Raw genomic sequence first — 21,825 nt, 5'->3', positions numbered from 1 at the left:
GCTCAGACTTCGAGGTCACCGTGACCGGTTCCTTCCTGCGTGCTGACCTCCATGCCCGGCTCGGCGAGGCGGAGGCAGGCGCGTTCGTTCGGGCGCCCGTCGACGACGAGGAGGCAGTCGAAGCACACGCCGATACCGCAGAACAACCCGCGCGGCCGGCCGGCGCGTCGGGTGCTGCGCCACGACCGCACCCCGGCCGCGGTCAACGCGGCGCCCACGCTCTGCCCCGGCCGGAAGGGGATCTGGCTGCCGTCGAAGGAGAAGTGTGGCTGGCTCATTCTGCGGTCACCTGCGCGAACCTCGATGGCGCGAACGCCGAGGGGTCGATGTCCGGCTGATCGTTGGTCAGCATCTGGCTGATCAGCTTGCCGGTCGCCGGGGCGAGACCGATGCCGGCGCCTTCGTGCCCGCAGGCGTGGAACAGCCCGGGAATCCGGGGGTCTGGACCGATGACCGGCAGGTGGTCTGGGCAGTAGGGGCGGAACCCCCGATAGGTCCGCATGAGCCTTACGTCGGCGAGGAAGGGGAAGAGGCGTACCGCCAGGGAGGCCAGTCGCCGCAGCACCTCCACGGACATGGTGTCGTCGAACCCGACCCGCTCCCGGCTCGCGCCGATGAGGACCGTTCCGCCCTGGGTACCTTCGACGACGGTGGACGTCTCCAGCCCGGCGACGTCGGACGCGACGTTCTCGACGTAGTCAGCGGAGTACACCTTGTGCCGGACCACCCGGGGCAGCGGCTCGGTCACCAGGATGAACCCGCGGCGGGGGAGGATCGGGATCGGCGCGCCGAGCCGCTCGCCGACCTGACCACCCCAGGTTCCGGCGGCGTTGACGACCGCGTTGGTGGGATAGCTGCCGGTGCGCGTCCGGACCGCCGTGACGCGCCCGTCCGGACCCCGTTCGGCCGCCACGACCTCCTCGCCGCGGACCACCGTGGCGCCGAGGGACCGGGCCGCCGCGAGGAGTGACACCGCCGCCAGTACCGGCTGTACCTGCATGTCCTGGGGGTAGAGGACTCCTCCGGGCAGGTCCGGGGCGAGGTTCGGCTCGTGGTCGTGGAGCTGGTCCGCGCGCACCGCGACCGTCTCCACGCCGGTGGCCCGTTGCCCCTCGGCGAACCGGGTCAGGGCCGCGACTCCTGGATCCGAGGTGGCCACCACCAGGCCACCCTTCTCTTCGAGTTCGAACGGGTCGGGGCCGAACTCGGCGGCCAGTTCCAGCCAGCGCGTACGGGACGCCAGGGCCAGGTTCAGTTCGGGGCCGGGTTCCTTGTCCGAGACGAGGATGTTGCCCTCACCGCGGCTTGTGGTGCCGCCAGCCACCGTCCCCCGCTCGAGGACAGCCACCGACAGTCCCTCGCGCGCGGCATAGTAGGCGCAGGCGGCCCCCACGATGCCCGCTCCGACGATGACCACATCAGGCATGCCGTTGCTCCGTCCAGCGCTGGTAGGCCAGATCGGCCACCACGAGGTCCTGCCAGCCCATGCCGACGCTCTTGAAGACCGATGAACCGGCGGTGGGTGCCAGGTGCACCGCGTCGCGAAGCTCGATGAGGCTGTCCTCGCGGACGACGCCGGCGCGTACGGCCTGGATGATGTCACCCGCTTCGCGCAGGGCGACGCCGTGGGACTCGACGACCACCCGTTCGGCGGAACTGATCGTCGCGTTGTCTAGTTCACGGGCGTCCGGCTCGTGGGAGCCCACCGCGACGGCACAGGTCCCCGGGCGCAACCGGCGGCCGTCGAACAGCGGCTGGCGGGCTGTGGTGGCGCACACCACCACGTCCGCATCCGCGACGTCGTCGTGGCTGCCCACGCGCGCGTCCAGACCGCTGTCCCGGACCCTGACGACCAGGGCCGCCGCGCGGTCGTGGTCCCGGCCGACCACCGTGACGGTGCCGAGGGGGCGAATGGCCCGCAGCGCCTCCACATGCCCCCACGCTTGCGGGCCGGAGCCGAACACGACCAGGTGCCGCGTCTCGGGCGCGGCGAGGTGGTCCACCGCGACTGCGGAGACAGCAGGGGTTCGCAACGTGGTCAGGGCCGTGCCGTCCAGCAGCGCCACCGGGGTCAGCGTGACCCGGTCGTACAGCACGTAGAGCGCCTGGACGCGGGGGAGTCCGCGGTCGGAGTTGCCCGGAGCCACCGTGCTCAGCTTCACGCCCACGACGGCCGCGGTCTCGGCGGGCATCAGCAGCAACTGTCCGTGCTCCACGTCGTGAATGGAGCGCTGCAGGGACGCCTGCGGATCGAGCCCGCCGGACAGGGCCTTCGCCAGTACGGCGACGGCATCGGCGAACGGCACCAGGCCGAAGATGTCGGCCTCGTCGAGGTACGGCAGTGTCGCGGTCATCGGCTCTTCACCATGATGGTCGCCGCACGGGGTGCGGAGTGGGCGAGGACGGCGGCTCGTGTGCCGGTGTGCAGTCGTGCCAGATCGTCGTGGGCGAGCTGCACGATGGGCAGTGCGGTGTCGTAGATCTCGGCGGCGACGAGGGCCCCGATCACCAGGATCGCGTCGCACTCGGCCAGGAGCAGGGCCGCCGGCGCGTGGCCCGACCGGATTAGCTCCGCGAGCACTGCGGTGGAGGAACTGGAGCCGCGCCCGGCCTGCATCGTGAGGACCTGCCCGGCGACCGTGGAGCCGCGTTGCGGATGGTGGGCGTCGACGATTACTCCGCAAGGGTCGACCCCGCCCCAGAACGAGAGCGGCTCGTCGAGCGCGAGTACGGTGCCGTTCGCCTGTCCCGGGTGAAGGGAGCGGCCTGACAGCGTCACCGGATCATCCCCACAGCCGCTCATCGCGTACCACCCTCCCGGCTCTCGCCGAGGCGACACACTCGGCCAGGCTTCCCAGTACGGTGTCGATGCCGAGGTTCGCCGGCGCGTACCAGGCCCACTTGCCCGAGTTCGTCATCACGGTGCGGATCCCGTCGCGCAGCACGGGCGTCACGTACGTACAGGTGTCGGTGAGGATGCGGCCACCCGCGTCGCGCACCGCGTCGGCGTACCCGCGTGCCTCCGCCTCGGCCAGCACGGCCCGGCTGGTCGACACGAACACGTCAACCGACGAGCTGAACGACGCGCCGCCCCGCAACTGCAGTGCCAGCGCCGCGAACTCGGCGAGCGAGAAGTGCGGGGTGCCGAGGCTGATGGCGTCGAGTGATGTGGTGGCGGCGGTACTCAGCCGCTCGCGCGCTCGCCTGAGGTCGGGTGCCGTCACCGGCACCGTGGTGGCCTCCGGCCCGAGCACCGCGTCCAGCGTCGGCGCCTCCGGGGTCACCCCCACAACGTGGAACAGCGCGACGCCGCCGGCGGACGCGGCGGTCGCGCCGAGCGCCTTGAGCCGGTCCTCGGTGACCCCGCCGTCGTTCAGGTCGCCCGGCAGACCGGTGAGCGCCGCGACCCGGGTTCCGGCGAGCTCGCCGAGCAGCGCCCCGATCGCGGGCCAGGCGACGTCGTCGTCGAGCAGCGCAGCGGGGACCGCCGAGAAGTCGAGCACCAGCGCGGCGGCGCGGTTTCGCTTCAGGTGCAGGCCCGAGTAGGGGACCCGGCCGGCAACGCCGGCGGCGATGTCGATGAAGTCGCCGTACCGGTCCGTGCGCGCCCCGAGTACCGAGTTGACGAAGGCGATGGCGTTTGACTCCGCCCAGGCCACGTGGCTGCCTTCTGTCGGGCGGTGGCCGGACTGGTACGGCGCGCACGACCAGATCGGCTCGCAGCCGAGGGCCACGTGCGCGTCCATCAGGCGCCGGCCGTTCTCGGCCACCTCGGCGTCGGCGCGTACCAGTCCGGGATGCAGCAGGTCGAGCGAGCCGACGTTGAGCGTCGTGCGCACCCGCACCCGGGCGCCGAGGGAGACCAGCCGCTCGGTGAACTCAAGCCCCGCCACGCCGTGGTACAGGCAGCCGTCGGCGTGCGCTGACTCGATCGGCACCAGTCGTTCGGCCCCGTTCGCGCGCGCGACCCCGACGATCAGCCGCATGCACATCGCGGTGGCCGGGCCCTGCTCGCCGGCCAGCATCGACTGCTCCTCGGCCGTGAGGACCAGGCCGTCGTCGCCGGGCATCAGGCTCCTTCGCCGGGAGCCAGGGTCACAGTGTGGAGCGAGGTGAAGAAGTCCTGCGCGGCCTTGCCCTGCTCGCGGCCGCCCACGCTGGATGCCTTTTCGCCGCCGAACGGCAGGTAGAAGTCGACCCCGGTGGTCGGTGCGTTGACCTTCACCAGGCCGGCCTCCAACGCGTCCGCCGTGGCGAGCGCGGCGGTGAGATCGCGCGTGTACACGCCGGCGGCGAGTCCCTGTGGAACATTGTTGGCCACCGCCACCGCTTCCTCGAGCGTACGCACCGTGTGCAGCGTGGCGATCGGCCCGAACACCTCGTCGCACGCCAGCGGGTGGTCGGCGGGGACGTCCTCGAGCAGGGTGGGACGGACGAACCAGCCGGGGTCGTCGGTCGCCGTGCCGCCGGTCAGGAGACGGGCCCCGGCCGCGGTCGCGCTGCCGGCGGCGGCCAACACCTTGTCCCGGGCGGCTTCGGTGATGACCGGCCCCACCGCGGTCGTCACCTGCGCGGGGTCGCCGAACCCCAGCGCCTCGATCGCCGCGACGAGCGCGTCCCGCAACGGCGCGGCGTCCCCCACGACGATCACCCGCTTGGTCGCCGTGCACTTCTGACCGGCGAATCCCATCGCGGCCGCGGCGATCTGCCTGGCGGTGGACTCCACGTCGGCGTCGGGCAGGACGATCGCCGGGTTCTGGCCGCCCATCTCCGCCTGTACCCGCACCCCGCGGGCCGCGGCCGAGCGCACCACGTCGCCACCGACCGCCGTGGATCCGGTGAACGACACCACGTCGGCCTCGGCCACGATCGCCCGACCGGTGTCGCCGTCACCGGGAAGGACCGTGAACAGCCCTCCGGGCAGGACCTCGTCGAGCAGGGTGGCCAGCCGCAGCGCCGTCGCCGTCGCGTCCGGCGACGGCTTGAGGACAACGGCGTTGCCGAACGCCAATGCCGGTGCGGCCTTCCACAGCGGGATGGCGATCGGGAAGTTCCAGGGGGTGATGAGCCCGGCGACGCCGAGCGGTCGACGCCGGGTGAAGAGCAGACCGAGGCTCGACGGTTCGTGCATCGCGCCCACCGGGTCGTACACCTGCTGGGCGTAGTAGCGAAGGATGGCCACCGCCCGAGCTACCTCACCGCGCGCTTCGCCGAGTGGCTTGCCGACCTCGCGAACCGCCAGTCGGGTCAGTTCGTCGGAGGCTGCCGCCACGGCGTCGGCAGCGTCGGACAGTGCCTGTGCCCGCGCGGCCGCGGGGCCGCGCCCCCACCGGGCCTGGGCCGCGCGCGCGTGGGCGAACGCCTTGGCCACCTCGTCGGCACTGGTCACGGGCGCCTCGGCAACGAGATCTTCGGGTGCGTGCGGTGAGTAGCTCTTGATCACGAAGGCTCCCTCAGCGTCGGTACGTGGGCCGGGTGGGATGAGGTCAGGTCAGAGCAGGAAGCCCGCCGGGAACGGGTCGTCCGGATCCAGGAAGTACTGTGCGGTGCCGGTCAGCCAGGCGCGCCCGGTGATGGTCGGGACCACTGCGGCGACGCCGCTGGCCAACTGGGTCTCCTCCACGAGCCGGCCGATGAAGCGAGTCCCGATGAAGGACTCGTTGACGAAGTCGGTGTCCAACGCCAGCTCGCCACGTGCGTGGAGCTGCGCCATGCGGGCGCTCGTGCCGGTACCGCACGGGCTCCGGTCGAACCAGCCCGGGTGGATGACCATCGCGTGGCGCGAATGCCGGACATCCGAGCCGGGAGCGATGAGCTGTACGTGGTGACATCCGCTGATGTCGGGGTCGTTGACGTGGACCGGGCGGTCCTGTTCGTTGATCGCTTCCATGATCGCCATCCCCGCGTCCAGCAGCGCCTGCTTGTGTCCCCGGTCGAACGGCAGGCCGAGGTCTTCGAGCTGGACCATCGCGTAGAAGTTGCCGCCGTACGCGAGGTCGTAGCGGACCGTCCCGAACCCGGGCACCTCGACCGTCGCGTCCAACTGGTGGGAGTAGGACGGCACGTTGCGAATCGTGACCGCCTTGGCCGCGCCGTCGGCGACGGCGACCTCCGCGACCACGAGGCCGGCGGGCGTGTCCAGGCGGATCGTCGTGACCGGCTCGGTCACCTCCACCATGCCGGTCTCCACCAGCACGGTGGCGACCCCGATGGTGCCGTGTCCGCACATCGGCAGGCAGCCGGACACCTCGATGTAGAGCACGCCCCAGTCGGCGTCGGGCCGCGTCGGCGGCTGCAGGATCGCTCCGGACATGGCGGAGTGCCCGCGTGGCTCGTACATCAGCAGGGTGCGGAGGTCGTCGCTGTTGTCGAGGAACCAGCGTCGGCGTTCCATCATCGTGGCGCCGGGCAGTGGTGCCACGCCGCCCGTGATGACCCTGGTCGGCATGCCCTCGGTGTGCGAGTCGACGGCGTGCAGCACTCGGCGTGCGCGCATGTCTCAGGCCAGTCCGGCTTCGAGGGCTGCCTCGGTCGCGGTGCGGACTCGCTGCTCCTGCTCGGCGGTCAGCGGCTGGCGCGGCGGGCGGCAGACGCCGCCGTTACGGCCGACGATGTCCATGGAGAGCTTGATCGCCTGTACGAACTCGGTCTTCGAGTCCCAGCGCAGCAGGGGGTGCAGCAGCCGGTACAGCGGCAGCGCGGTCTCCAGGTCCCCGGCCACGGAGGCCTCGTAGAGCGCCACGGTCGACCGGGGAAAGGCGTTCGTGTATCCGGCGACCCACCCCTTGGCGCCCGCGATGCCGACCTCGAGGACGACGTCGTCGGTGCCGATCATCAGGTCCAGTCCGGGCGCGAGCTCCGAGATCTCGTAGGCCCGACGCACGTCGCCGCTGAACTCCTTGACGCCCACGATGAGGCCCTCGTTGTACAGGGTGGCGAGGATCCGAGGCGTCAGGTCGGTCTTGGTGTCGATCGGGTTGTTGTACGCGGTCACCGGCAGGCCGGCCTTGTTGATCTCGCGGTAGTGCTCCAGCACGGCCCGCTCGTCCGTGCGGTACGCGTTCGGGGGGAGTGCCATGACGGCCTGCGCACCGGCCTCGGCCGCCTGCTCGGCCCAGCGCCGCGACTCCAGGGCGCCGTAGGCGCCCACGCCCGGCATGACGACGAAGCCCTCGGGTGCGGCCTGGACCGCCACCTCGACGACCTTCGCGCGCTCCTCCGTGGTCAGCACCTGGTACTCGCCCAGGGATCCGTTCGGGGTCACTCCGTGGCAGCCGTTCTCGGCCAGCCACCGCACGTGGTCGGCGTAGGCGTCGAAGTCCACGGACAGGTCGTCGCGGTAGGGCAGGGCGGCCGCGACGAGCACGCCGTGCCAGGGGCGGGTACGGGCAGCGGGGGAAGCAGTCATGTCAGAGCCCTTTCGTGACGGTCAGTAAAATATCACACAGCAGCTCGCCGTCCTCAAGTCAAGCTTCGGTAACACCTCTACGTGCGCCTCTAGAGCGGCGATGTGCTCTGTGCCATAGTGCTGTGCTACGTCACACAGCAGTGCTGCCAATCGCTACTTGGGCCGTCCGGGTGGTCGGTCCTTGAGGGAAGTGGGTTCGGACAATGACCGCATACCTGACCCGCCGGCTGTCGCGAGTCGCCCTCGTGGGCGGCGCGGCGGTGGCCGCCATGATGCTCTCCGCCTGTGGTAACGGGCTCGCCTCGGGAGGGGGCGGGTCGTCGGACAATGGGCCGATCGTCCTCGGCATGCTGACTCCGCTGTCGGGGAGCAGCTCGGCCATCGGGCCGTACATGAAGAACGGTGCGCAACTCGCCGTCGACGAGATCAACGGCAAGGGCGGCGTCAACGGGCGCAAGCTCGAGCTCAAGGTCGAGGACGAGGCGTGCGACGCCAAGAGCGCCACGGCGGGCGCCAACAAGCTGGTCACCGAGGGTGTGAAGATCTCGGTCGGCGGCTACTGCTCGGGTGCGACGCTCCCGACGCTGCCGATCTTCGAGAAGGCCGACGTGCCCATGCTCATCCCGGCCGCCAACTCCAACGAGCTGGTCAAGCAGCACAAGAAGAACGTGTTCCTGATCAACGGCACCGGTGTGCAGCAGTCCGATGCGGCGCTCAAGTTCATGAAGAAGGTGGGTGCCACCAAGGTCGCCCTCATGGACGACAACACCAGCTACTCCAAGGACATCGCGGACACCACCGCCAAGCTGCTGACGGGCTCGCCGGCGCTCGCGGGACGCGAGTCGGTCACCGCGGGTGAGAGCGACTACAGCGCCAACGTCCACGCCATCCTGAAGAGCCAGCCGGACTTCATCTACTGGACCGGCTACTACCAGGAGGGCGGCCTCATCATCCGCCAGCTCCGGCAGGCCGGCTACACCGGCAAGATCATGGTCGCCGACGGATCGGTCGACCAGAAGCTGGTGGACATCGCCGGCCCCACGGTCGCCGAGGGCGTCTTCGCCACCATGACGCAGACCCCGGACACGATCCAGGGCGCCGACAAGTGGATCGCGGACTACAAGAGCAAGTTCGGCGCCGCCCCCGGTCCGTACTCCACCCAGGCCTACGACGCCGTCCGGGTGGCCGCCGAGGCGGTCAAGCAGGCCGGCTCGACTGACGGCAGCGCCGTCATCAAGGCGCTCGAGGGGATCGACGGTTTCCAGCTGTTCTCCGGGCCGCTGAAGTTCACGCCCGACCACACGCTCTCCAGCGGTGGCTTCCAGATCCTCGCGGTGGAGAACGGCAAGATCGTCCTCAAGGACACCCTGCAGTAGATCGCCTGCTCCCGGCGGCGCCCTCCCAGGAGCGCGCCGCCGGGGCGTTCCCCGAAGGACTCCCATGACCCAACTCATCTGGAACGGTCTCTTCGTCGGATCGTTCTACGCCCTGGTCGCGCTGGGCTACAGCATGGTGTACGGCATCATCAGGCTCCTCAACTTCGCCCACGGCGACCTGTACATGCTCGGTGCGTTCACCGGTTTCGGCGTCCTGAGCGTCGCCGGCGGGCTGGTGACCGGCCTCGGCTTCGTGGCGCTGCTCATCGTCCTGGTCATCTCGATGCTGGTGACCGGAACGGCCGGCCTGTTGCTCGAGCGGATCGCCTACCGTCCCCTGCGCAGCGCGCCCCGGCTCTCCGTACTGATCACCGCTGTGGGCGCCTCGTTCGCGCTCGAGTACGGGATGCGCCTGGTGGCCGGGCCCAACCCGGAGGTCTATCCGGTCCGGCTGGCGGGCGACTCGATCAACCTGCTCGGCGCCCGCATCACCATCCAGCAGGCCAGTCTCATCCTGATCGCGGTCCTGCTGATGGCCGGCCTCCAGTGGCTCGTCATGGGGACCGGGACCGGGCGGGCCATGCGCGCCATCTCCCAGGACCCGACGGCGGCCCTGTACATGGGCATCAACGTCGACGCCATCATCGCGCGCACCTTCTTCATCGGCTCCGCCCTCGCCGGCGCCGCCGGCGTGATGGCCGGCGGTTACTACGGGAAGATCGACTTCCTGATGGGGTTCATCATCGGGCTCAAGGCGTTCACCGCGGCCGTCATCGGCGGCATCGGCAACATCAAGGGCGCGATGCTCGGCGGCCTGGCGCTCGGCCTGCTCGAGTCGCTCGGCACCGCCTGGATCGGCGGGCAGTGGCGCGACGTCTTCGCCTTCGGCTTCCTCATCGTCTTCCTCACGCTTCGTCCGACCGGCATCCTCGGCGAGCGCGTTACGGAGCGTGTCTGATGACCACCAATTTCGCAACGTCACCCGCCCGCGTCCGCGCCCTCTTCGAGCGAATCCAGCAGAACCGCTACCTCGGCCTGATCGGACTGGCCGTCGCGTTGCTGGCGCCGTTCGTCACCGCGACCAACTACGCCCTGTCGGTCATGACCTCCGCGCTGCTCTTCGTGATGCTCGCGGTCGGCCTCAACATCGTCGTCGGCTACTGCGGCCTGCTCGACCTCGGGTACGCCGCGTTCTTCGCCATCGGCGCCTACGTCAGCGGCATCCTCGCCACCAGGTACGGCTGGCCGCTGCTGGCCACGGTGCCCGTCGTCATCGTCGCGGCGGTCGTCGCGGGCATCGTGATCGGTGGGCCCACCCTGCGGCTACGCAGCGACTACCTGGCGATCGTGACGCTCGGCTTCGGGGAGATCATCCGGATCACCGCGAACAACCTCACCATCACCGGTGGGCCGTCCGGCATCTACGGGATCCCCGGCATCACGCTGCTCTCGCTCGACCTGAGCAGCCCGGTCGGCCTCTATTACACCTGCGTGGTCGTCGTCGCCCTGGCCGTCCTCGGCGCGGCGCGGCTCGGACGCAGCCGACTCGGACGCGCCTGGCGGTTCATCCGCGAGGACGAGGACGCCGCCGAGGCGATGGGCATCAACACGTACCGGGTGAAGCTCGCCGCCTACATCGGCGGCGCCATCTGGGGTGGCCTCGCCGGCATCCTCTTCGGCGCCCAACTGTCCGCCATCTCCCCACCGAGCTTCACCTTCCTGTGGTCGGCCCTCATCCTGATGGCCGTCGTGCTCGGCGGCATGGGCTCGACGCCCGGCGTCGTGCTGGGCGCCATCGTCATCAGCGTGCTGCCCGAGCTTCTCCGGCAGGCCGCCGACTACCGGTACTTCATATTCGGGATCCTGCTCATCATCGTGATGATCTTCCGTCGGCAGGGACTGTGGCCGGCACGGGCCGCGGAACGGCAGTCCCGGCGTGACATGCGCAAGGCCAAGGAGCATGACCTGCCCAAGGCCAAGGAGGTGGTGCCGTGAGCACGCAAGAACCCGCACCGCTGCTGCAGGTGCAGGATCTGCACCTGGACTTCGGCGGCGTGAAGGCCGTGGACGGACTGACCCTCCAGGTCAACGAAGGCGACGTCCTCTCGATCGTCGGACCCAACGGTGCCGGCAAGACCAGCGCGTTCAACTGCATCACGGGCTTCTACAAGCCCACCGGTGGCTCGATCACCCTGGAAGGCGTCGACATCACCGGCCTGCGACCGTCCGCGATCGCGGCCCGGGGGACCTCGCGCACCTTCCAGAACCTGCGCCTGTTCGGTGAGCTGACGGTGCTCGACAACGTCCGCGCCGGGATGCACCTTCGGCTGCGGCAGAACGCCCTCGACGCGCTACTGCACACGCCGCGGTTCCGGCGCTCGGAACGGGAGGCGACCGACGAGGCGAACCGCTGGCTCGACTTCGTGGGCCTGCGCGGTGACCGTGGAGGACTGGCGCGGAACCTTCCGTACGGCGAGCAGCGACGCGTCGAGATCGCCCGTGCCCTCGCGCGCGGGCCCAAGCTGCTCCTGCTCGACGAGCCCGCCGCGGGCCTCAACTACGGCGAGAAGAACGAACTGCTCGATCTGCTGCACCGCATCAGCGTGCTGGGCATCGCCATCGTGCTCATCGAACACGACATGGACCTCGTCATGCAGGTGTCGCGCCGGGTCGTCGTGCTGAACTTCGGCCGGGAGATCGCCGACGGCACTCCCGAGGAGGTACGCCGCAATCCGGCCGTGATCGAGGCGTACCTCGGCAAGGACGACGCGGACGAAGCCACGAGCGAGGAGATGAGCCATGAGTGAGGCCACCGGCCGCCGGGCACTCGAAATCAACGCTCTCGACGTCCACTATGGCCGCGTCCACGCCCTCCGGGGCCTGACCCTGACCGTCGGCGAGGGCGAGATCGTCACCCTGCTCGGCAACAACGGCGCGGGCAAGACCAGTACGCTCGCCACGGTTTCCGGGGTGGTGCGGTCCACCGGCGGCACCGTGCGCGCGTTCGGCACGGACATCACCAAGGCCAAACCCTGGGAGATCGTGGGCGCGGGGGTGGTGCACGTGCCGGAGGCGCGCCGCATCTTCTCCCGGCTCACCGTCCACGAGAACCTCCAACTCGGCGGCTACCTCGTGAAGGACGTCGCCGCGGTCAACCGCCGGATCGACGAGGTCTACTCCCTGCTACCCCGGCTGGCCGAACGGCGTAACCAGCAGGGCGGGTACCTGTCCGGCGGCGAGCAGCAGATGCTCGCCGTCGGTCGCGCGCTGGTCGCCGGGCCCAAACTGCTGATGCTGGACGAGCCCTCGATGGGGCTCGCACCACTCGTGGTAGCCCAGATCATGGACCTGATCCGCCGGATCAACGCCGACGGCACATCGGTGCTGCTCGTCGAGCAGAACGCGCGCGCCGCACTCAAGATCGCTCACCGCGCGTACGTAGTGGAGAACGGTGTGATCACCCTGCAGGGAGCGGCCCGCGAGCTCGCGCGCGACTCCCGCGTGGTCGAGGCGTACCTGGGGGCCTGAGGCGATGCCGGACATTCGTGCCACCGACTACCACACGGCGGGAGAGCCGTTCCGCATCGTCACCGAAGGCGCCCCGGAGATTCCCGGCACCACCGTGCTGGAACGGCGCGAGCACGCCCAGCGCGACGAACAGGTCGACGCGGTGCGCCGGCTCCTGGTCAACGAACCTCGTGGCCACGCCGACATGTACGGCTGCTTCGTCGTGCCACCGGACGACGAGGGCGCACACTTCGGGGTGCTGTTCTGGCACAAGGACGGCTACTCGACGGCGTGCGGACACGGCACCATCGCGCTGGGTGTGTGGGCCGTCCGGAGCGGGCTCGTGGACGCCGCCCCGGACGGGGAAACCGACGTGGTGATCGACGTACCGTCAGGTCGCGTCACGGCCACAGTCTCCTGTGCGGCCGGCGAGGTCCGCGGGGTCAGCTTCCGCAACGTGCCCGCGTACGTACTGGGCCAGGGCATCGCCGTGAACACCAGCCGGGGCCCGGTGCGCGCGGACATCAGCTACGGGGGCGCGATCTACGCCTCCGTCGACGCCTCGGTCCTCGGGCTATCGGTCAGCCCGAAGCACTACGGCGACCTGCTGGCACTCGGCCGTGAAATCAAATGGAAACTCAACGAGACCGAATGGGCCCGGCATCCGAGCGAACCGCGGCTTGACGGCATCTACGGCACGATCCTGTTCGAGGATCTCGGCCGGCGGTCCGGCGGCCCGCACCAGCGCAACATCACCGTCTTCGCCGACGGTGAGGTCGACCGGTCGCCGTGTGGGTCGGGCACCTCCGCGCGGGTCGCGCTGCTAGCATCATCGGGGCAACTCGCCCCTGACCAGGTGCTAACGCACGACTCGGTGGTCGGAACACGGTTCCTGGGCCGCGTCGTGCAGGAGCTGGAAGCAGAGGGCCGCCCGGCCTACGTTTCAGAGGTGCGAGGGATGGCCTACCGAACTGGCGAACACCATTTCGTCCTTGAGGCCAACGATCCCGTCGGACTGGGATTCGCGCTGCGATGAAGAGGACAAGGAGTGACACCGTGACGGACGCCACCGGGCGCCTGGCCCCGGACGCGCTCTCTTTGCCGCAGTTAGGGGGCCGGCCCAACCTTCGACAGGAGATCGCCCATGCCCTGCGTGGCGCGGTCATCACGGGACAGATGCGCGCCGGCGTGCTGTACTCCGTGCCGACGCTCGCAGAGCAGTTCGGTGTCTCCGCCACGCCCGTGCGCGAAGCGATGCTCGACCTCGCCAACGAGGAACTGGTCACGATCGTTCGAAACAAGGGCTTCCGGGTCAAGGAGCTGAGTGACCGGGACCTGGACGAGATCACCTCGCTGCGCGCGCTGATCGAGGTGCCCACCGTGGCCGAGATCGCCCGGGCCATCAACGAGCCCACCCGCGCGGCGGTCGAGGAGCTGCGTCCCCTGGCGAGGGAGGTGGAGCGGCTCGCCGAAACCGGCGACCTCATCGGCTATGTCGAGGTCGACCGGCGTTTCCATCTCTCGCTGCTCGCCCTCGCCGGCAACCGGCATCTCATCGACGTGGTCGGCAACCTACGGGCCCGCAGCCGGCTGTACGGCCTGCAAGGGCTCGCCGAGCGTGGCGAGCTGGGGCGTTCGGCCGCCGAGCACGAGCAGATCGTCGATCTGGTGATGGCCGGCGATGCGCCGGGGGTGGCGGCGCTGATGCGACGCCACATCGGCCACGTCCGCGGCTCCTGGGCCGGCTACCACGAACCCTGACCGCCAACACCACGCAGGATTGAGTACGTGAGCTCCGAGACCCTGTTGTTGTTCGTCCTGGCGGCCGTCGCGGTCATCATCTTCGCGCGGTGGCTGGCCTCGCGCACCTGTTCGTCGCCGGGGCGACGTTGGCCGCGGTCGGCGCGGCCGTCGCGCCCTCCGACCCGGTAGCGGCGCTCGCGGTGGGCCGGCGGGTGAATCTTCCACCAAAGCTGGTCACCATTATTCAGGGTGAGGGGCTGCTCAACGACGCCACCGCGTTGACGATCCTCAGCGTGGCGGTGACCGCAGCCGTCAGCGGTACGTTCTCCTTCCCCGCGGCCGCTGGACAGTTCGTTCTCGCGGCGGCCGGCGGGCTCGTGGTGGGCGCCGTGATCGCGTGGGTGTTCGTCTGGCGCGGTACCCGGCCCGCCCGTGCCGGGTTCACCCGGAACGGCCGGCAGATTCGCCCCCGCCGATATCGTCGCCTGGGTGCGTGCCTGCGGCGCGGACGACGCCGCCCAGGACTTGCTGCGGATGCTCGGCGAGGTCCAGGCCGTGCACCGCGACTGGCGCCGCCGAATGCGGCAGGGCCAAGGGACCTGTGGATTCCCGGGCCCTCGTCCAACCGTGGCCAGGGCGGCGCGTGATCTATTGTGCCGGTGGTCCATGGAAGCGGATGGTGTGGCCGTGGCTTCCGCTCGCGGGTGAGGCAAGCCATGCCAGGTAGTCGCCGAGCATCCGCAACTGCTGCCGGGTGTGCTCGTCGTTGCCGAGCTGACCGGGGATGATCACCTGGTTGATGCGTGGACGCCCTCGTGTGGCCCGCCAGTTGCGCTGTATCAGATGCGCCAGGTCGCTGTTGGCTTCCCCGTCACTGGCGCAGTGCAGGGCGGTGTAGCTGCCGTTCGGGTCGATGAGGGGCAGGAAGGCGTCCATCACGGCGGCGTGCAACCGGACGACAGATTCGGGTCGGCCTCGGTGACCGCCGTCGGGTTCGGGGCGTTGGGCCGGTGGCGGCGGTACGGCGCACACGACCGCGGTGAGGTCGTCGATGGCGTTGTCGATTTGCAGGGCGACGTCGGCGGCGCCGGATGGCGTACCGATGTCGCCGAGGAACCCGGCGAGCTCGGGCTGCAGGTCGGCGGGCAGGCTGTTGCGCAGCCGGGTGAGGTTCTCGGGCCGTCTGGTGGGCACGAGCACGTGGGCGGCTTGGGCGAGCATTGCCTCCACGACTGCGCGTCCGACGCTACCGGTCCCGCCGATGACGACGACCGTGAGGTCGTCGAGTAGCGGCTCCTGGCTCCCGCTCATCGTCCTCCCTCCCGAGCGCCGTCCAGCCGGTCACGGGAGGCACGCGCGGCGTCCCAGATCAACTCGTCCATGGGACCAGTGAGCCGGACGATGGTGATTATCGTATCCGGGGGCGGTCGGCGCGCGAGGCCGATCCGGTGGGCGACGGGGCTGCCCGGGACCGGAAGGGACGTGTCGGGTGATGCCGGAGACCGTCGAGACGATGTTCGCGGACGTAGTCAATCGCAACCCGGGTGAACCCGAGTTCCACCAGGCGGTACGGGAGGTGCTGGAGAGCATCGGGCCAGCCCTGGCCCGTCACCCCGAGTACGTGCACGCACGGATCGTCGAGCGGATCTGTGAGCCGGAGCGGCAGGTCATCTTCCGGGTGCCGTGGGAGGACGACCGCGGCCGGGTCCGGGTGAACCGCGGTTTCCGGGTGGAGTTCAACAGCGCGCTGGGCCCGTTCAAGGGCGGGCTGCGCTTCCACCCGTCGGTCTACCTGGGCATCGTCAAGTTCCTCGGCTTCGAGCAGATCTTCAAGAACGCACTGACCGGTCTGCCGATCGGGGGCGGCAAGGGCGGCGCGGACTTCGACCCGAAGGGCTGCTCGGACCGGGAGGTGATGCGCTTCTGCCAGAGCTTCATGACGGAGCTGTACCGGCACATCGGCGCGCAGACTGACGTGCCGGCGGGAGACATCGGCGTCGGTGGCCGGGAGATCGGCTACCTGTTCGGCCAGTACAAGCGGATCACCAACCGGTACGAGTCGGGAGTACTCACCGGCAAAGGCCTGTCGTACGGGGGCGCGCAGGTGCGCCGGGAGGCGACCGGGTACGGCGCGGTCTTCTTCGCCGAGGAGATGCTGAAGCAGGCCGGGGACGGCCTGGAAGGCAAGCGGGTGGTGGTCTCCGGCTCCGGCAACGTGGCGATCTACGCCATCGAAAAGGTGCACCAGTTCGGCGGCCGGGTGGTGGCCTGCTCCGATTCGTACGGGTACGTGCTGGACGAGCAGGGCATCGACCTGGAGCTGCTGCGGGAGTTGAAGGAGGAGCGCCGGGTCCGACTCGACAACTACGTCAAGCACGTGCCGGACGCGGTGACGGTCTCCGGTCGTACCGTCTGGGAGGTGCCGTGCGACCTGGCGCTGCCGTGCGCGACACAGAACGAGATCGGCGGCGCGGAGGCCGCGGCGCTGGTGGCCGGCGGCTGCGTCGCGGTGGTGGAGGGGGCGAACATGCCCACCACGCCGGAGGCGGTGCGGATCCTGGGCCGGGCGGGGGTGAAGTTCGCTCCGGGCAAGGCGGCCAACGCCGGCGGCGTGGCGGTGAGCGCACTGGAGATGCAGCAGAACGCCAGCCGCGACTCGTGGACGTTCGCCCAGTCGGAGCAGCGGCTGCGCGAGATCATGCGGGACATCCACGCCCGCTGCTGGGCCACCGCGGAGGAGTACGGCCTGCCGGGCGACTACGTGGCCGGCGCGAACATCAACGGTTTCCGGCGGGTGGCGGAGGCGATGCTCGCGCACGGCGTGGTGTGAGGGCCAGTACGGACCGGGCGGGACGGCTTGGGCGCAGCGCCGCCAGCTCCGACCTTGGCCGAAGGGACGGCGCCGCGGGGCGGGCCTGCTGATGGGGCCCGCCCCGTCGCCGCACCTGGCTCAGCCCTGCCGAAGCTCACCCGCAGCTCCCTGTGCCTGCCCCTGTACCTGCTGGGCAGCCGACTTGGCCTGGCCCTGAACGGCGGACGCGCCGCGTACGGCGGTCGACCCCACCGCTTGGGCCGCATGCTTCGCGGGCTCGCGCAGGTTGTCCCGCATCTCGTGGCCGACCTGGCTTGCCTGCTCGCGCAGCTCGCCGGAATGCTGGCGGGCCATTCCCTTGGCCTGGCCGGCCCACTGCCGCTCGGAGCGGCTGGCCGGGATCAGCGCGGAGACCAGCAGCCCGGCGCCGAAGGCGATCAGGCCGGCCGCCAGTGGGTTACCCTGCGCCTGCTGCCGGGACTGCTGCCCGAGTTCGCGGGCCTGGTTGCGCATCGACCCGGCGGCGGCCGACATCTGCTGGCCGGGGCCGTGCCCGTCCATCGGTGTGCCCATCACCTTCTCCTTGACCCGGGTGACCGCCCCGCGGGCCTGGTCGACACGGTCACCGGCGATCCGCCGCGGGTTGACCTTGTCGCTCAGCGCGTCGACGTCACTGATCAGTTCGTTGCGGGTCTGCTCTATCTGCTGTCGGATCCGGTCCGGATCGGTCGGCATGTTTGCTCCCTTCCGGCTCGCTCACCGGCCGCGTAGGGCGTCCGGCATCTGCCGTGCGGTTTGTTGCGTCCGGGGCAGTACCGCGCGCAGCTGCCGCAGCTTCGTCCGCCCGATGGCAAGGAGGATGGCGGCGATGATCGCCCACACTCCCGCCACGATGAGTGCCGCCCAGCTCTGGTCCATCACGTTGGACAGACCCCACCAGGCCGCGTACGAGACGAACAGAACCGTCAGGAAACCGGCCAGCGCGGCGCCACCGAACATGCCGCCGGCCTTGCCGGCCTGGGTCGCCTCCTCGCGCATTTCCGCCTTGGCCAGCTCGATCTCCTGGCGGAACAGCGTCGACACGTCACGGGTCACGTCACCCAGCAGCTCACCGACCGACTGGGTGCGCTCCTTCTCCGGGGCGCTCACAGTGCCACCCCACCCGGAATGTTCGTCTCCCGCTGGCTCTCCAGCGGGACGTTCTGCGCCCGCGCCGCCCCGGTGTACCGGTCTTCGCCGGTGTACGGAGCTTCGACCGCTTCCTGGGACGCCTGTTGGCCGGTCGGTTGGCCAGGCTGCGGGGTCTGGCCCATCTGTTCGCTTGGCCGCCTCCCGTTCCCGGAAGCCAGGTTCCGGGTGAGCCGGCCGACCAGCACTCCGGCCACCGCCGCGCCGGCGAGAAACATCCCGGGGTGCTGGCGGGCGTACCCGCGTACGTCGTCCATCACCTCGCCAGGTTCACGCTCGTCGAGCCATCCGGCGGTCCGATCCGCGGCCATCGCCGCGCGCCGGACAGCCTCACCGGCCATACCGGTATCTCCGCCGCGATCGGCCATTGAACCCAGTTCCCGGCCGATACCACGCAACCCCTCCGCGGCCCGATGCTGCTGCGTCCGGGCCTGGTCATGCAGCTGCGAAGTGGCTTCCCCGGTAAGGTGCCGAGCCTCCTGCCGCGCCTGCGCGGCCACCTGCCGGCCCTGCTCGGCGGCAGCGTGACCGACCTGGCCACCCGCCTGCGCCGTCTGCTGGCCCACCTGGGACGCCGCCCGACGGGCCTGCTCAGTGGTGTCGCCCGGCGGTCTGCTCTGGTTGATCGCCGTCATCGTGTGCTCCTCTCCTCGGCTCCCGGCCGCGTGCGGCCCGGAACGCCACCCGCGTACCCTCACCGCCTCACCACATTCACAGCTGGACTGGGAACAAGAGCCGTGAAGTCGCCCTTACGAGCGACGTCCGATTTGGGTTCAACCAGGGCGGGGGCTATCGCGCCCAGAACGACCACGAATGCCGCGAAGCATCCGATCAGCACCATGCCGCCAAACGCGCTATGGCGAAATCGAGGCAATCCGTCGGACCGTCATCGGAGCGCTCTATGCCCTCAGCTCGCAGTGGCAATGGGTGCTGCGCTGCCCGTACTGCGGGCACCAGCAGCAGATCGCCTGGGCGGCTCCGCTCCTTGGCTGACCTATGCTCGCGGTCATGTCCCTGGTGAGTGCGGGCGGCGCGAGCCGCTGGTTCGGGTCGGTGGCGCAGTCCACCGGTGATGCGCAGGTCTTCGTCTTCCCGCATGCCGGTGGCATCGCCGCGTCGTTCATGGAGTGGCAGGCGATGGCTGAGCCGGAGCTGTCGTTGCAGGTCGCGCTGATGCCGGCCAGGGGGATCCGGATGCACGAGCCGCCCGTCGACGACGTTGCGGAGCTGGTGGATCAGCTGACGACGGCGGTCATCGAGCGGGCGTCGGGGCCGTTCCTGCTGTTCGGGCACAGCCTGGGTGCGCTGGTGGCGTTCGAGGTGACCCGGGAGCTGCGCCGCCGGGGCGCGCCCGATCCGCTGGCGCTGCTGGTCAGCGGGGCCGAGGCGCCGCGGACCCGGCTGATCAAGCAGCGCTATCACGAACTCGACGACACCGGCCTGATCGAGGCGTTGCGCGACTTCGGGGCCACCCCGGCCGGATTGCTGGCGGACCGGGAGATGATGGAGGTCATCCTGCCGGGTATCCGGGCCGACTTCGCCCTGTCCGAGCGGTACGCCTACCGTGCCGAGCCGCCGCTGCAGCTGCCGGTGCACGTGCTGCTCGGCGACGGGGACGAGCACGTAGACCTGGACCGGGCGGCCGGGTGGGCGCTGGAATGCGCGGCCCCGCCACAGCGACATGTGTTCGCCGGCGGGCATTTCTTCCTGACTGACTACCAGTCGGAAATCTTGGACCTTATGCGGGGCATCGTCGCCAGTCACACCGCTGTGGCGTAATCGTCGACAAAGGAGGTGTAAGGACTCTTTCCCACACCAGGGCTTCCATGGTGTCGGGTGTTCGACATGGCGGGCCGGCGAAATGCGGTGCTAGAGTTCGCCATCCGTTCATCGAAGGGGACGTCGCTGAAGAGGCGGCAAACCGTTGCGTGCGCCGAGGTGCTAATGAGCCCGTCGTACTTGCCGTCCTTGGATCTGCGTGAGTACTTGCACGCGGTGGCGACCGTCCACCCCGAACTGCGCGAGGTGCTTGATTTCGAGCGCCCGGGTGCGGCTGTGGCGCTGGCGGAGTTGGCCGCCACGGTGAGCGAGTTTGACACCGACTCCACCGGCCGGGGCGACTCTTATCGGCGGGCCCAGCGCGACACCCTGGTGCGCTGGACCGGAATGCGGCAACTGCTGGACCTGGCCGCTCCGGCCGGATCCGAGCCGGTCACCCTCATCCTGGACGTGCTCGGCGGCGACGGCACCGTGGCGCGCGCGGCGAGCAGTCAGTCCGCCTGTTTCGAGTCCAAGCTGGCGTTCATCACCGGCGACCTGTCCGGCCACATGGTCGACAAGGCGCTCGCGCACGGCCTGCCCGCCGTACGCCAGGCCGCGCACTTCTTGTTTCTGCGCGACGCCAGCCTGGACGCGGTGCTGCTCGCCTACGGAACGCACCACATCCCGGCGCACCAGCGGCCGCTGGCGGTGGCGGAGGCGGCCCGGGTGGTCCGCCCCGGTGGCCGGATCGTGCTGCACGACTTCGACGAGTCGAGCCCGATGGCCGGATTCTTCGGTGAGGTGGTGCGTTCGCACGCCTCCGGTGGCCACGACCACCAGCATTTCAGCCGGTCGGAACTGGCCAGCCTGTTCGCCCAGGCCGATCTGCCGGTGCGCATCGTCGACCTTTATGACCCGCTGATCGTGCGCGCCGACACCGCGCAGTCCGCGTACGCGCGGATTCGCGACTATGTCGGCGACATGTACGGGGTGCGGGAGTTTTTCGCGACGCTGAGCGACGACGAGGTGTGGCGGTTGCTGACGCACCACTTCGACCACACCGGCTACCTGGCCGCGCTCGGTGGCCGTGACGGCATCCCGGCGCGGCCGGTGGTCTACCGGGCCGACGGGCAGTTCGTCGCCGAGGTGCCCCGGATGGCGATTGTCGCGGTCGCGACCAGGACGGCATGACCTCCATGTCCAACCCGCGCTACCTGCTCGATCTGGTACACCGGCCCTCGGGCGCCGACGCCGGCCGGCCCGCGATCGTCGCCCCCGACGGCGAGCTGAGCTACGCACAGCTGTGGCAGCGGATCGGCGCGACGGCCGAACTGCTGCGGCGGGCCGGGATCAGGCCGGGTGACCTGGTCGGCCTCTACCTGCACCGGTCCGCCGACTACGTGACGTCGCTGCTGGCGACGCTCGCGGTGGGCGCGGTCGCGGTGCCGGTCGATCCCGAGCTACCCTCCGGCCGGGCCGAGCAGATGCTCGCCATAGCCGCACCCCGGCTCGTCCTGTACGCAGATCGGCCCGCTACCGTCGCCGCCGCGGCGGGCACGGGCTGGCGCGATGTGCGTACCGCCAAGGTGGTGGCGGGGACCGATCTGCTGGATCGCGCGGGCTGGCTGCCGCCGGGGGAGCAGGCCGCGCTGGTGTTGTTCACCTCGGGTTCCACCGGCCAGCCCAAGGGTGTCGTGCTGCCGCACGCCGGGCTGGTCAACCGGCTGGCCTGGGGCCACGACTGGTTCGGTTTCGCCGCCGACGACCGGGTGCTGCACAAGGCGTCGATCGGGTTCGACGCGTCGGTGCACGAGATCTTCTCCCCGCTCATCGCGGGTGGCGCCGTGGTCATCGCGGGGCCGGGCCTGCAATTCGACAGTCTCGGCCTGGTCCGGCTGATCCAGCGGGAAGCCGTCACCACCGCGCATTTCGTGCCGACCATGCTGCGGCACGTGCTCGACGAGCCGGAACTCGCCGGATGCGCCACGTTGCGGCGGGGGGGGGGTGGGCGGTGTGGGGGGGGGGCGGGG

The 21,825-nt window shown here is 70.2% G+C and carries 24 protein-coding genes; 12 read left to right on the top strand and 12 right to left on the bottom strand.

The features are described from left to right. Positions 1-2 precede the first annotated feature (2 nt). From ONA70_RS13765 to ONA70_RS13730, 8 genes are read right to left on the bottom strand one after another with little or no spacing between them, the layout of a single operon-like run. Positions 3-278, bottom strand: coding sequence for a (2Fe-2S)-binding protein (locus ONA70_RS13765; RefSeq protein ID WP_265006802.1), 276 nt, complete (start codon positions 276-278; stop codon positions 3-5). Beyond that, positions 275-1,426, bottom strand: a complete 1,152-nt coding sequence (locus tag ONA70_RS13760) for an NAD(P)/FAD-dependent oxidoreductase (RefSeq protein WP_265006801.1) — start codon at positions 1,424-1,426, stop codon at positions 275-277. Before ONA70_RS13760 ends, ONA70_RS13765 begins: the two co-directional genes overlap by 4 nt. After that, positions 1,419-2,354 (bottom strand): ornithine cyclodeaminase family protein, encoded by a 936-nt coding sequence (locus ONA70_RS13755; protein ID WP_265006800.1) that lies wholly within the window; start codon positions 2,352-2,354, stop codon positions 1,419-1,421. Before ONA70_RS13755 ends, ONA70_RS13760 begins: the two co-directional genes overlap by 8 nt. Beyond that, positions 2,351-2,779 carry an aconitase X swivel domain-containing protein gene (locus tag ONA70_RS13750; protein ID WP_265006799.1) on the bottom strand — a complete coding sequence of 143 codons (429 nt, stop codon included), beginning with the start codon at positions 2,777-2,779 and terminating at the stop codon, positions 2,351-2,353. The genes ONA70_RS13755 and ONA70_RS13750 overlap by 4 nt, the downstream gene beginning before the upstream one ends. 4 nt (positions 2,780-2,783) lie before the next feature. Further along, positions 2,784-4,070: an aconitase X catalytic domain-containing protein gene (locus ONA70_RS13745; protein WP_265006798.1), complete on the bottom strand. Its 1,287-nt coding sequence runs from the start codon at positions 4,068-4,070 to the stop codon at positions 2,784-2,786. Further along, a complete protein-coding gene (locus ONA70_RS13740; RefSeq protein ID WP_265006797.1) occupies positions 4,070-5,443 on the bottom strand; it encodes an aldehyde dehydrogenase family protein in 1,374 nt (457 codons plus the stop codon). The genes ONA70_RS13745 and ONA70_RS13740 overlap by 1 nt, the downstream gene beginning before the upstream one ends. Positions 5,444-5,491: 48 nt before the next feature. Further along, a complete protein-coding gene (locus tag ONA70_RS13735; protein ID WP_265006796.1) occupies positions 5,492-6,496 on the bottom strand; it encodes a proline racemase family protein in 1,005 nt (334 codons plus the stop codon). 3 nt (positions 6,497-6,499) lie between these two features. Beyond that, complete coding sequence (locus tag ONA70_RS13730) at positions 6,500-7,408, bottom strand: dihydrodipicolinate synthase family protein (protein WP_265006795.1); 909 nt, start codon at positions 7,406-7,408, stop codon at positions 6,500-6,502. Positions 7,409-7,611: 203 nt separating this feature from the next. On the opposite strand from ONA70_RS13730, the gene ONA70_RS13725 reads away from it, so the two are divergent. The 8 genes from ONA70_RS13725 (at position 7,612) to ONA70_RS13690 (ending at position 14,681) form a co-directional block, all read left to right on the top strand. Next, entirely contained in the window at positions 7,612-8,784 is a 1,173-nt protein-coding gene (locus tag ONA70_RS13725) for a branched-chain amino acid ABC transporter substrate-binding protein (RefSeq protein WP_265006794.1), read from the top strand. 64 nt (positions 8,785-8,848) lie between these two features. Next, positions 8,849-9,742 (top strand): branched-chain amino acid ABC transporter permease, encoded by an 894-nt coding sequence (locus ONA70_RS13720; protein ID WP_265006793.1) that lies wholly within the window; start codon positions 8,849-8,851, stop codon positions 9,740-9,742. Continuing rightward, positions 9,742-10,779 (top strand): branched-chain amino acid ABC transporter permease, encoded by a 1,038-nt coding sequence (locus tag ONA70_RS13715; protein ID WP_265006792.1) that lies wholly within the window; start codon positions 9,742-9,744, stop codon positions 10,777-10,779. The genes ONA70_RS13720 and ONA70_RS13715 overlap by 1 nt, the downstream gene beginning before the upstream one ends. Then, complete coding sequence (locus tag ONA70_RS13710; RefSeq protein ID WP_265006791.1) at positions 10,776-11,591, top strand: ABC transporter ATP-binding protein; 816 nt, start codon at positions 10,776-10,778, stop codon at positions 11,589-11,591. The genes ONA70_RS13715 and ONA70_RS13710 overlap by 4 nt, the downstream gene beginning before the upstream one ends. Continuing rightward, the gene (locus ONA70_RS13705; RefSeq protein WP_265006790.1) at positions 11,584-12,312 is read left to right on the top strand and encodes an ABC transporter ATP-binding protein; all 729 of its coding nucleotides are present in this window, start codon (positions 11,584-11,586) and stop codon (positions 12,310-12,312) included. The genes ONA70_RS13710 and ONA70_RS13705 overlap by 8 nt, the downstream gene beginning before the upstream one ends. A gap of 4 nt (positions 12,313-12,316) precedes the next feature. Beyond that, positions 12,317-13,327, top strand: a complete 1,011-nt coding sequence (locus tag ONA70_RS13700) for a proline racemase family protein (protein WP_265006789.1) — start codon at positions 12,317-12,319, stop codon at positions 13,325-13,327. Between the two features lie 20 nt (positions 13,328-13,347). Continuing rightward, positions 13,348-14,052: a GntR family transcriptional regulator gene (locus ONA70_RS13695; protein ID WP_265006788.1), complete on the top strand. Its 705-nt coding sequence runs from the start codon at positions 13,348-13,350 to the stop codon at positions 14,050-14,052. Positions 14,053-14,141: 89 nt separating this feature from the next. Continuing rightward, positions 14,142-14,681, top strand: a complete 540-nt coding sequence (locus ONA70_RS13690) for a cation:proton antiporter domain-containing protein (RefSeq protein ID WP_265006787.1) — start codon at positions 14,142-14,144, stop codon at positions 14,679-14,681. Position 14,682: 1 nt separating this feature from the next. On the opposite strand, the gene ONA70_RS13685 is transcribed toward ONA70_RS13690, so the two are convergent. Then, complete coding sequence (locus ONA70_RS13685; protein ID WP_265006786.1) at positions 14,683-15,345, bottom strand: hypothetical protein; 663 nt, start codon at positions 15,343-15,345, stop codon at positions 14,683-14,685. Positions 15,346-15,547: 202 nt separating this feature from the next. Between ONA70_RS13685 and gdhA the strand changes: the two genes are divergently transcribed. Next, a complete protein-coding gene (gene gdhA, locus ONA70_RS13680) occupies positions 15,548-16,864 on the top strand; it encodes an NADP-specific glutamate dehydrogenase (RefSeq protein WP_454557356.1) in 1,317 nt (438 codons plus the stop codon). A 120-nt stretch (positions 16,865-16,984) separates the two neighbouring features. On the opposite strand, the gene ONA70_RS13675 is transcribed toward gdhA, so the two are convergent. The 3 genes from ONA70_RS13675 to ONA70_RS13665 are packed head-to-tail and all read right to left on the bottom strand — an operon-like array spanning position 16,985 to position 18,669. Continuing rightward, on the bottom strand, positions 16,985-17,581 hold the full coding sequence (locus ONA70_RS13675) for a DUF3618 domain-containing protein (protein ID WP_265006784.1): 597 nt from the start codon (positions 17,579-17,581) through the stop codon (positions 16,985-16,987). Positions 17,582-17,602: 21 nt separating this feature from the next. Further along, positions 17,603-17,995 (bottom strand): phage holin family protein, encoded by a 393-nt coding sequence (locus tag ONA70_RS13670; RefSeq protein ID WP_265006783.1) that lies wholly within the window; start codon positions 17,993-17,995, stop codon positions 17,603-17,605. Further along, on the bottom strand, positions 17,992-18,669 hold the full coding sequence (locus ONA70_RS13665) for a hypothetical protein (protein WP_265006782.1): 678 nt from the start codon (positions 18,667-18,669) through the stop codon (positions 17,992-17,994). Before ONA70_RS13665 ends, ONA70_RS13670 begins: the two co-directional genes overlap by 4 nt. Before the next feature lie 373 nt (positions 18,670-19,042). Between ONA70_RS13665 and ONA70_RS13660 the strand changes: the two genes are divergently transcribed. From ONA70_RS13660 to ONA70_RS13650, 3 genes are all read left to right on the top strand, one after another. Further along, positions 19,043-19,813: a thioesterase II family protein gene (locus tag ONA70_RS13660; protein ID WP_265006781.1), complete on the top strand. Its 771-nt coding sequence runs from the start codon at positions 19,043-19,045 to the stop codon at positions 19,811-19,813. Between the two features lie 189 nt (positions 19,814-20,002). Then, positions 20,003-20,986 carry a class I SAM-dependent methyltransferase gene (locus tag ONA70_RS13655; protein WP_265006780.1) on the top strand — a complete coding sequence of 328 codons (984 nt, stop codon included), beginning with the start codon at positions 20,003-20,005 and terminating at the stop codon, positions 20,984-20,986. Then, positions 20,983-21,825: AMP-binding protein (locus ONA70_RS13650; RefSeq protein ID WP_265006779.1), on the top strand; the 843-nt coding region annotated here is incomplete at its 3' end. The genes ONA70_RS13655 and ONA70_RS13650, both read left to right, overlap by 4 nt.

Source organism: Micromonospora yasonensis (genome assembly GCF_026013475.1).
Classification (GTDB): domain Bacteria; phylum Actinomycetota; class Actinomycetes; order Mycobacteriales; family Micromonosporaceae; genus Micromonospora; species Micromonospora yasonensis.
Note: the sequence above shows the minus strand (reverse complement) of the source record. Positions and strands in the feature narration are given on the sequence as shown.